Origin of the sequence: Labrys sp. KB_33_2 (genome assembly GCF_052114505.1) — a bacterium.
In the GTDB taxonomy this organism is placed as follows: Bacteria; Pseudomonadota; Alphaproteobacteria; order Rhizobiales; family Labraceae; genus Labrys.
On the sequence record NZ_JBFREW010000027.1, the window covers coordinates 67,405 to 76,586 of the forward strand.

Annotated in this window: 12 protein-coding genes; 3 read left to right on the forward strand and 9 right to left on the reverse strand. The window is 63.8% G+C overall.

Going from position 1 to position 9,182, the window contains the following annotated elements; all coding sequences use genetic code 11:
* Positions 1-107: 107 nt before the first annotated feature.
* Positions 108-1,427, reverse strand: coding sequence for an LLM class flavin-dependent oxidoreductase (locus AB4037_RS32425; RefSeq protein WP_434959135.1), 1,320 nt, complete (start codon positions 1,425-1,427; stop codon positions 108-110).
* Positions 1,428-1,636: 209 nt separating this feature from the next.
* On the opposite strand from AB4037_RS32425, the gene AB4037_RS32430 reads away from it, so the two are divergent.
* Positions 1,637-1,987: a GFA family protein gene (locus AB4037_RS32430; protein ID WP_441774338.1), complete on the forward strand. Its 351-nt coding sequence runs from the start codon at positions 1,637-1,639 to the stop codon at positions 1,985-1,987.
* 171 nt (positions 1,988-2,158) lie between these two features.
* On the opposite strand, the gene AB4037_RS32435 is transcribed toward AB4037_RS32430, so the two are convergent.
* Complete coding sequence (locus AB4037_RS32435) at positions 2,159-3,475, reverse strand: S41 family peptidase (RefSeq protein WP_441774339.1); 1,317 nt, start codon at positions 3,473-3,475, stop codon at positions 2,159-2,161.
* 135 nt (positions 3,476-3,610) lie between these two features.
* Here AB4037_RS32435 and AB4037_RS32440 point away from each other — a divergent pair, with 135 nt between their 5' ends.
* Both AB4037_RS32440 and yddG read left to right on the forward strand, forming a co-directional pair.
* Positions 3,611-4,045, forward strand: a complete 435-nt coding sequence (locus tag AB4037_RS32440; protein ID WP_434959133.1) for a group III truncated hemoglobin — start codon at positions 3,611-3,613, stop codon at positions 4,043-4,045.
* Positions 4,046-4,200: 155 nt separating this feature from the next.
* The gene (gene yddG, locus AB4037_RS32445) at positions 4,201-5,088 is read left to right on the forward strand and encodes an aromatic amino acid exporter YddG (RefSeq protein ID WP_441774340.1); all 888 of its coding nucleotides are present in this window, start codon (positions 4,201-4,203) and stop codon (positions 5,086-5,088) included.
* A gap of 72 nt (positions 5,089-5,160) precedes the next feature.
* Here the strand turns inward: yddG and AB4037_RS32450 are convergent, their stop codons facing one another.
* The 7 genes from AB4037_RS32450 to AB4037_RS32480 form a co-directional block, all read right to left on the reverse strand.
* Complete coding sequence (locus AB4037_RS32450; protein ID WP_434959131.1) at positions 5,161-5,556, reverse strand: acyl-CoA thioesterase; 396 nt, start codon at positions 5,554-5,556, stop codon at positions 5,161-5,163.
* A 192-nt stretch (positions 5,557-5,748) separates the two neighbouring features.
* The gene (locus AB4037_RS32455; RefSeq protein ID WP_441774341.1) at positions 5,749-6,246 is read right to left on the reverse strand and encodes an RNA pyrophosphohydrolase; all 498 of its coding nucleotides are present in this window, start codon (positions 6,244-6,246) and stop codon (positions 5,749-5,751) included.
* Entirely contained in the window at positions 6,246-6,749 is a 504-nt protein-coding gene (locus AB4037_RS32460; RefSeq protein WP_441774342.1) for an RNA pyrophosphohydrolase, read from the reverse strand. Before AB4037_RS32460 ends, AB4037_RS32455 begins: the two co-directional genes overlap by 1 nt.
* Positions 6,750-6,773: 24 nt before the next feature.
* Positions 6,774-7,367 carry a DsbE family thiol:disulfide interchange protein gene (locus AB4037_RS32465; protein WP_441774343.1) on the reverse strand — a complete coding sequence of 198 codons (594 nt, stop codon included), beginning with the start codon at positions 7,365-7,367 and terminating at the stop codon, positions 6,774-6,776.
* Complete coding sequence (gene ccmD / locus AB4037_RS32470; RefSeq protein WP_441774344.1) at positions 7,364-7,567, reverse strand: heme exporter protein CcmD; 204 nt, start codon at positions 7,565-7,567, stop codon at positions 7,364-7,366. The genes AB4037_RS32465 and ccmD overlap by 4 nt, the downstream gene beginning before the upstream one ends.
* A gap of 1 nt (position 7,568) precedes the next feature.
* Complete coding sequence (locus AB4037_RS32475) at positions 7,569-8,327, reverse strand: heme ABC transporter permease (RefSeq protein ID WP_434959126.1); 759 nt, start codon at positions 8,325-8,327, stop codon at positions 7,569-7,571.
* Between the two features lie 222 nt (positions 8,328-8,549).
* Positions 8,550-9,182 (reverse strand): SDR family oxidoreductase (locus tag AB4037_RS32480; protein ID WP_441774345.1); only part of this gene is annotated, 633 nt, incomplete at its 5' end.

The window sequence follows — 9,182 nt, forward strand, 5'->3', positions numbered from 1 at the left end:
CCAGGCAGGACCTGACGCCACCGGCCCTCTCCACGAAGTGGGGAAGGCTGGTGGCGCCCGCCTTAAAAACGGCAATGAAGCCGGTTCACTTCGAGGGAAGCTTCCCCCTACTTGAAGAACTGGTTCTCCGGCCGCGGCAGGCCGAGATTTTCGCGCAGCGTCCGCCCCTCATAGTCGCGCCGGAACAGGCCGCGCTCCTGGAGCACCGGCACGACCTTGTTGACGAAATCGTCGAGGCCGCCGGGCAGATAGGGGAACATCACGTTGAAGCCGTCCGAACCTTCGCTATCGAGCCATTCCGCCATTTCATCGGCAATGCTGCCGGGGGTGCCGACGAAGGCCAGGCCGGCATAGCCACCGAGGCGCTGGGCAAGCTGACGCACCGTAAGACCTTCGCTTTCGGCCAGCTGCAGCACCCGCTCGCGGCCGCTCTTGCTGGCATTGGTCTCGGGAATGGGGGGCAGCCTGCCATCGGGATCGAAGCCCGAGACATCGTAGCCAAGGGCGATGGAGAGCGAGGCGACGGCGCTGTCGTAATGCACCAGGCTGTCGAGCCTGGCGCGCTTGGCCCTGGCCTCTTCCACGCTGTCGCCGACCACCACGAAGGCGGCCGGCAGGATCTTCATATGGTCCCTGTCGCGGCCGAGCTTTGCCATCCGACCCTTGACGTCGGCGTAGAAGCGACGCCCCTCCGCCAGATTGGGCGGCGCAGTGAACACCGCCTCAGCCGTCTCGGCCGCGAGTTGGCGGCCCGGCTCCGATGAGCCCGCCTGCACGATCACGGGCCAGCCCTGCACCGGGCGGGCGATGTTCAGCGGCCCACGCACGGACAGATGCTCGCCCTTGTGGCCGAGCACATGCAGGCGGGCAGGATCGAAATAGATGCCGCTTTCCGCGTCGCGGCTGAAGGCATCGTCGGCCCAACTGTCCCAGAGCCCGGTCACCACATCGTAGAATTCGCGTGCCCGGTGGTAGCGCTCGTCATGTTCGACATGCTCGTCGAGGCCGAAATTCAGGGCCGCGTCGGGATTGGAGGTGGTGACGATATTCCAGCCTGCCCGGCCGCCGCTGAGATGATCGAGCGAGGCAAAGCGCCGCGCGACATGGTAGGGGGCATCGAAAGTGGTGGAGGCCGTGGCCACCAGGCCGATATGTTCGGTGACGGCGGCTAGCGCCGACAACAGGGTGAAGGGCTCGAACGAGGTCACTGTATGGCTGCGCTTGAGCGCCTCCACCGGCATGTTGAGCACGGCGAGATGATCGGCCATGAAAAAGGCATCGAAGCGGGCGCTTTCGAGCCGCTGGGCCAGGTGCTTGAGATGGGCGAAGTTGAAATTGGCATCGGGCCAGGCGCCGGGATAGCGCCAGGCTCCGGTATGAATGCTTGCCGGGCGCATGAAGGCGCCGAGCCGCAATTGGCGGGCCATGAATATCTCCCATGAAACGGCAAGCCGGATTCGGGCAACCCGGTCGAGCACCTCACTCAGAATATAGAGTGTGTATGGTTTTGATGTCTGCCAAGGCCTTGCGCGAACAAAAGGAAATAGTCTTCCCCATTGCCCGGACGGGATGCCCGAATCCTTCACCTCGGACTATGCTCGGCACCGCAAAGATATCCATTCCGGGAGGACGAGAAATGAGCTTCGAGGGTAGTTGCCATTGCGGCGCCGTCTCCTTCAAAGCCGAGGCCGACGCGCCGAGCAGCGCGGTGAGCTGCAATTGCTCCTATTGCCGCCGAAAGGGCTCGCTCCTGGCCTTCCTGCCGGTAGAAGCGGTGACCATCTCCGCCGACCCGGCCAGGCTCAGGACCTACCAGTTCAACAAGCACCGTATCGAACATCAGTTCTGCGAGACCTGCGGCACGCAGGCCTTTGCCAAGGCTACGCGGCCCGACGGAGTTGCCATGGTGGCGATCAATCTGCGCTGCGTGCCGGCCATCGATCTTGATGCGCTCGAGATTCAAAAATTCGACGGGGCGAGCAAGTAGGGGGCAGTTGCATTCCGGTTTCGGATTCGAAATTTCGTCATTGCGAACGAAGGGAAGCAATCCAGAGGCCCATAAACGAAGAGCCCGACGGCACTGGATTCCTTCCCTTCATTCGCAATGACGGCTCGAAAGCCATCAGCTGTTTCGACCGGGCAGCCGAATCGTCGCCGCTCAGTTCCCGGGAGGCCGCCATAATTCGCTGCCCCCGCGCTCGGTACTCCGCAGCATGTCGAGGGCAATGCCAAGCTGGATGTCGTCGGAAGGGTTCGGCGGCACATAGAAGGACGAGCCGCTCTCATCCTTCGCACCGGTGCCCTTGAGGTGGCCTGTCAGGCCAGCTTCGCCCGGCGTGGCATGGCCGAGGCCGGCACCGGTCGGGTCCGGCTGCTGCACAGCGATGTCGGGCTCGATGCCCTGCGCCTGGATCGAGCGGCCGAGGGGCGTGTAATAGCGCGCCGTGGTCAGCACCAGGGCGCTGTCGTCGGGCAGGCGCGTCACCGTCTGGATCGAGCCCTTGCCAAAGGAGCGTGTGCCCACAATGGTGGCGCGCTTGAAATCCTGCAAGGCCCCGGCGACGATCTCGGCTGCCGAGGCGGTGCCGCCATTGATCAGCACCACCAGCGGCACGCCGCCGGTGATGTCCTCGCCATGAGCAACATAGACCTTGGACTGGTCGGGCTCGCGCCCACGGATCGACAGCAGCACTCCTTTGCCGATGAAGGCTGCTGACACCATGATCGCCTGATCGAGCAAACCGCCGGGATTGTTGCGCAAATCGAGAACGATGCCCTTCAAGGCGCCAGGCCGGAAGGCGGTCGGCAGGCGCTCGGCGATCCGCTTCAGGCTATCGGGCGTCTGTTCGTTGAATTCCCCGATGCGGATATAGCCGACATCCTCGCCCATCACCTCGAAGCGTACGCTCTCGGCCCGGATGATCTCGCGCATGAGCGTATAGGACAGTGGCCTGGCATTGCCGCGCCGCCGAACGGTCAGGGTGGCGGAACTGCCTACCGGCCCTTCCATGCGCTGCAGCACCGTGGCCAGGCCTAGCCCTCGTAAGCCACCACCATCCAGCGTAAGGATGATGTCTCCCGCCTGCAGGCCTGCCATGGCTGCCGGTGTGGCCGGCAGGATATGCTCCACTTTGACCAGTCCGCCCTGTATTTCGACTTCAAGGCCGAGCCCAACCTGCTTGCCGGCAAGCTCCTGCTGCATGTCGGACATGGCTTTGGGATCGACATAGCGCGAATGAGGGTCGAGCTTCGACATCATGCCGCCGATCGCGCCCTGGATCAGCACATCCGGCGCGGGCTTGTCGACATAGGTGGCAAGCACTCGCTGATAGATCGCAATGAAACGACCGAGCTCGTAAAGTTGCTCGCGACTATCATTGTCCGGGTTTTCAGGGTCGGGCTGCTGTTGAGCCCCGGCCGGATTTGCAATCAAACCAAGAAGAAGAACAATTATCGCAAGTGGACGCATGCGCATAGCGGCCTCCACTCTTCCAATGATTTCCAGTTAGATGGTGATGCGCCATCCGAATGTCAGTACCGGCGCCTAAAAATAGCTGCTGCGACACCAGTGCATTGGTCCTCGTACGAATTTTCCGGCATAGAGACGGCCATGGCAGCCAGTATCAATATGAGCGAGCCTGATGGCATCGCGGTCAGCGAGGCGATGATCGAGCGCCTGGTCCACACTTTCTATGGCAGGGTGCGGCAGGACGAGTTGATCGGGCCGATCTTCAACGCGAAAGTCGCCGATTGGGACGACCATCTCGCCAAGCTCTGTGCCTTCTGGTCATCCGTCATCTTGCGCAGCGGGCGCTATGACGGCCGCCCGCTCCGTCCCCATCTGATGCTGCCGCTGGAAGGTCGCCATTTCGATCGCTGGCTCGATCTGTTCGAGCGCACCGCTCTCGAAGTGCTGCCTCGCAATGCCGCCCTGCTCTTCATCGACCGCGCCCGCCGCATCGCCGACAGCTTCGAGATGTCGATCGGCACCCAGCGCGGCGAGATCCGGCCGCCGCGGCACCAGGCGAGAAAGCTGCCGGCGTAACGCCTGCGGTTTTTCTTTACCGCTCCCCTCCACTACGGCGATCCTTGGAAAAGCGGCACGATTGGGAATGGCAGGGCCAGTGGCCTGGGCCAAAAATCCCCGATAGCGCAGATATCGATTTTGCGGCATAGCAGGCGCAACCGAAAGAACCGTCCATGCCTGCCAAATTGCTCGCTACCCTGATCGGCCTGATCGCCATCCTGCTCTGGTCCGTGCTGGCGCTGACCACGGCGCTCACCTACCGCATCCCGTCCTTCCAACTGCTGGGGCTGACCTTTGCGGTGGCGACGCTGATGGGCGCAGCCTCCTGGCCGTTCCGGCCTGGCGCTACCGCGGCTCTACGCCAGCCCTGGCCGGTCTGGGCGCTCGGCGTCGGCGGCCTGTTCGGTTATCACGCCGTCTATTTCGAGGCCCTCAAGCGGGCCCCGCCGGCCGAAGCCAGCCTGATCGCCTATCTCTGGCCGCTCCTGATCGTGCTGTTCTCCGCCATGCTGCCGGGCGAGCGCCTGCGCTGGTATCACGTCGCCGGCGCCATGCTCGGCTTTGTCGGGGTACTGGCGCTCGCCCTCGCCAAAGGAGTGTCGGGCTTCGAGATGGCCAATGCGCCCGGCTATGCGCTGGCGCTAGCCTGCGCCTTCATCTGGTCGGGCTATTCGGTTTTGTCGCGCCGCTTCAAGGCGGTGCCAACGGATGCGGTGGTGGGCTTTTGCGGGGTGACCTGCGTGCTGGCCCTGATCTGCCACGGCCTGTTCGAAACCACGGTGTGGCCCGATGCCAAGGAGTGGCTTGCCATCGTCGGCCTCGGCCTCGGACCGGTGGGTCTGGCCTTCTATGCCTGGGATCGCGGGGTCAAGCATGGCGACATCCGCCTGCTCGGCGTCGCCTCCTACGCCACGCCTGTACTGTCGACGCTGATCCTGGTCGCCGTTGGCATCGCTTCACCGAGCCTGGCCCTGGCGCTCGCCGTGCTGCTCATCGTCGGCGGGGCGCTCATCGCCTCGCGCGACCAGCTCTTTCCTGGAGCAAAGCGCGTTCAAGCGTGAACGCTTGTTTGCCCTAGCTTTTTGCTTCTACGCGCCTTTGCGATTCTTGCCTCATCGGAGGCCTGACGTTCTTCAGCTCGCCGGCCTGCCGAGAAAACGCTCGATGATGGCGCTTGAAAGCCGTTTCGGGCGTTTGGTGGCCACATCCAGGCAGCACCAGCTCGACTTCACCTCGGCCAGCACTTCCTCGCCGCGCTTGATGATGATGCCGTAAAAGGCCCTGGCGCCGTGCACCTTTTCGAGAATGACGGTAGCGATCACATCGTCATCGAGGAAGGCCGGCTTGCGATAGGTGATCTCGTGACGGAGCGCCACCCAGGCATGCTTCTTCAACGCCTCGGCGGGCGCCAGGCGTTCCCAGTGACTGATGATCGCCGCCTGCACCCATTTCAGATAGCTGGCATTGTTGACATGGCCCATGAAGTCGATATCCGAGCGATCGATACCGACGGTATAATCATAGGGCATGACATTTCGAAACATTGCTTCTGCGCCTCCGCGCCAAAAACAGCATATGGGGACGCCACCTCCGAAATGCAGCCCCCAATACCGTGTCAATGCCATTGAAGCAGCATAGCTTGGCACAAGCATGGCACGGCGCCAATCCGTCCAATGGATCTACGCTGAACAGGGTGGTCCGGCGAAAGTCCCGCCCGCGCGTCAGGCGCCGAGGCGGGCGAAGGCCTGCGCCATGCGCAGATAGACCGGGCGCTTGTGCGGGGTCACCAGTTCGGGCAGCCGCGCCAGCCTCTCCCAGCGCCAGCCGAAAAATTCCTGCGGCTCGCCGGTCGGCAGGTTGACGACGTCGATCTCGCTGTCCGTACCCTCGAAGCGGAGGGCGGCCCAGCGCTGCTTCTGGCCGCGAAAGGGTGACAGTTTGTGCGGTGGCCCGTCATAGGGTGGGAAGTCGTAGGGCCACCATTCCTCCGTCACCGCCAGCACCGAGGCGGTGCGGACATTGGTCTCTTCCCAGAGCTCGCGCTTGGCCGCCGCGACGATATCTTCGCCCTCGTCGATGCCGCCCTGCGGGCATTGCCATTCGAAGCCCGGCACGATCAGCTCCGGCCCGGACGTCTCGGCCCGGCCGACCAGCACCAGCCCCTCGGCATTGAGCAGGGCGATGCCGACATTGGGGCGATAGGGTCTGGTTTCACCCATCACGCCACCAGATGGCGGAAAGCCGCCACCACCTCATCGTACACGCCGCGCTTGAACGGCACGATCAGGCCGGGCAAGGCAGCAAGATCCTCCCAGCGCCAATCTTCGAACTCGGCCTTGTGCTGGCCGCCGGCCGGCCTGAGCACGTCGATCTCGCTGTCGGGGCCGGTGAAGCGAAAGGCGAACCATTTCTGGGTCTGACCACGATAGCGGCCCGTCCAGCCCCCGCCGACCGCTTCGGCAGGCAGATCATAGGAGTACCAATCGGGCGCTTCGGCCAGAAAGGCGATCGAACGCACATTGGTCTCTTCATGGAGTTCGCGGATCGCCGCCTCAAGGGGATCCTCGCCCTCGTCGATACCGCCCTGCGGCATCTGCCATTCGAAGCTGCCCGGCGCGCTGCCGGTACGCGGCTTGCGGCGGCCGATGAAGACCTTGCCTTGCGCATTGAAGAGCGCCGCGCCGGCACAGCGGCGGTAGGGAAGCTTGGAACGATCGGTCATTGTGGCCTTGGAACGTGTCGGCGGTTATGGTTTGGAGGCGGCCTCGATCGCGGGCAGCAGCCTGGACTTCAGGCTGTCCTCGCTCAGCGGGCCGACAATCTTGTCGACGATCTCGCCCTTGGCATTGACCACGAAGGTCTCCGGCACGCCATAGACGCCCCAATCGATGGCGGAACGGCCGTTGACGTCGACGCCCACGGCCGCATAGGGATTGCCGAAGGTACCGAGATAGCGACGCGCATTGTCGGGATCGTCCTTGTAATTGATTGCGACCAGACGCGCCTTGTCGAGGCCCGCAAGCTTCATCAGCACCGGATGTTCGTCCCGGCAAGGGCCGCACCAGGATGCGAAGATGTTGACCACGCTCACGCCGCCCGATTTCAGATCGCCGGTGGCAAGCCCCGGAAGCGTCTTGCCGTCCCGCGCGAGTTCGGCGAGCGGCGGCAGGCTCATCTCAGGCACGGGTTTGCCGATCAGAGTGGAGGGCAAGGCCGAGGGATCGCCGCCCGAGCGGAGCTGGTAGAAGAACAGGCCGGCAAGCGCCGCGAACACGATCAAGGGCAGGAACACCAGCGCGCGGCGGCGCGGTGCCGGCGGCACGGCGTGGCTTTCGGTCATGGCGTCTGCCCGCTTTGATTGGCGTCCCGACGCGAACGGCGGCGCAGGCCCTGGGATTCCAGCTCGGCCAGGGTCTTGTGCTGTGCCTTGTGATCGAGCACCACCCAGGCGATCAGCGCCACGATCACGATCGCCGCCAGGCCATAGGCCCAGGCGATGAAAGCCCAGTGCGGACCAAGGTCCATGCCGAACACCACCATGTCAGACCTCCACCGGAACGGAGGCGGTCATGGCCGGGGTGACGCCGGCCGCCGCCATCAGGCGCATGGTGCGGATACGCCGGCGCAGGATTTCGTTGCGCATCGCCATCAGATGCAGCGTGGCGAAGAGCAGGGTGAAGGCGATCGCCATGTCGAGCAGCGGCCACAGCATCATCCACGAATAGATGGTGGAACCGCCGATGCGGAACACCGACGCACCCTGGTGCAGGGTGTTCCACCAGTCCACCGAGAATTTGATGATCGGAATGTTGACGGCGCCGACCAGTACCAGCACGGCCGAGATCCGCGCCGCCCTGCTGGGATCCTCGATGGAGTGCCACAGCGCCATCAGCGCCAGATACATCAGGAACAGCACGAGTACCGAGGTCAGGCGCGCATCCCAGACCCACCAGGTGCCCCACATCGGCTGCCCCCAGAGCGAACCGGTGATCAGGCACAGCAGGGTGAAGGCAGCGCCGATCGGCATGGCGGCCTTCATCGCCACCTCGGCAAGGGGATGACGCCAGACCAGCACACCGAGTGCCGAAAGCGACATCGCGCCCCAGCCGGCCATGGCGAGCCAGGCACAGGGCACGTGAATATACATGATCTTCACCGTGGCGCCCTGCTGGTAGTCGTCGGGCGCAACGGCCGCCCCGTAGAGACCGGCGGCGAACAACAGCACCGTCGCTCCTGCCAGCCAGGGCAGGAGACGACCGGCAAGGCCCATGAACAGGGTGGGATTGGCGTATTTCCACATGCGATTGTTTTACCTGCACGCGCACAGGGAGACAATCTCGCAGGGAACACAAAAATGGGAGACCAGGCGGAAGGACTTCCCCAATCCATGAGGAAGTCCCTCCGAGTGCACGGGCATCTTGCCCGTCTTTTTGGAAGCACCGCGTCTGCTCACCGGGGAAGAACGGGCATAGCAACAAGCAAGCATATCGCCGGGATACCAGTGCACCCGGAAAACTCGCGCTTACTTGGTGGTGTACCCGCCATTGACGAGGATGGTCTGGCCGGTCATCCACCAGCCGTCGGAGACGAGGAAGCGGATATAGGGCACGATGTCCTCGATGTCGGTGAGGCCGGTCTTGGAGAATTTCGACAGAGCGCCGGCGCTCTTGTGGTAGGCAACGGCATCGGCGCCTTCGGCGGGATAGAAGAAGGGCGTGTCCATCGGGCCGGGACCGATGGCGGTCACCGAAATGCCGCGCTCGCCGAACTCCTTGGAAGCGGCTCTCGTGAAATGCTCCACCGGGGCCTTGGTGCCGGCATAGGCGGCATAGAACGGCGTGAAGGCGCCGAGCAGCGAGGTGACGAGCGTGCAGATCTTGCCGTTGTCATTGAGGTGCTTGCCGGCCTCCTTGAGGAAGAAGAAGGCGGTTTTCGAGTTGACCGCGGTCATCTCGTCATATTCGGCCTCGGTGATCTCGACGAAAGGCTTCTTGAGCACCTTGCCCACGGTGTTGACGGCGATGTCGGGACGGCCGACGGCCGCGATGGTGTCGGCAAACAGCTTCTCGACCGCGCCGGCCGAGGTGAGGTCGCCCTGGAAGGCGACGCCCTTGGCACCGGCCGCGTTGATGGCAGCAACGGTTTCATCGGCCGC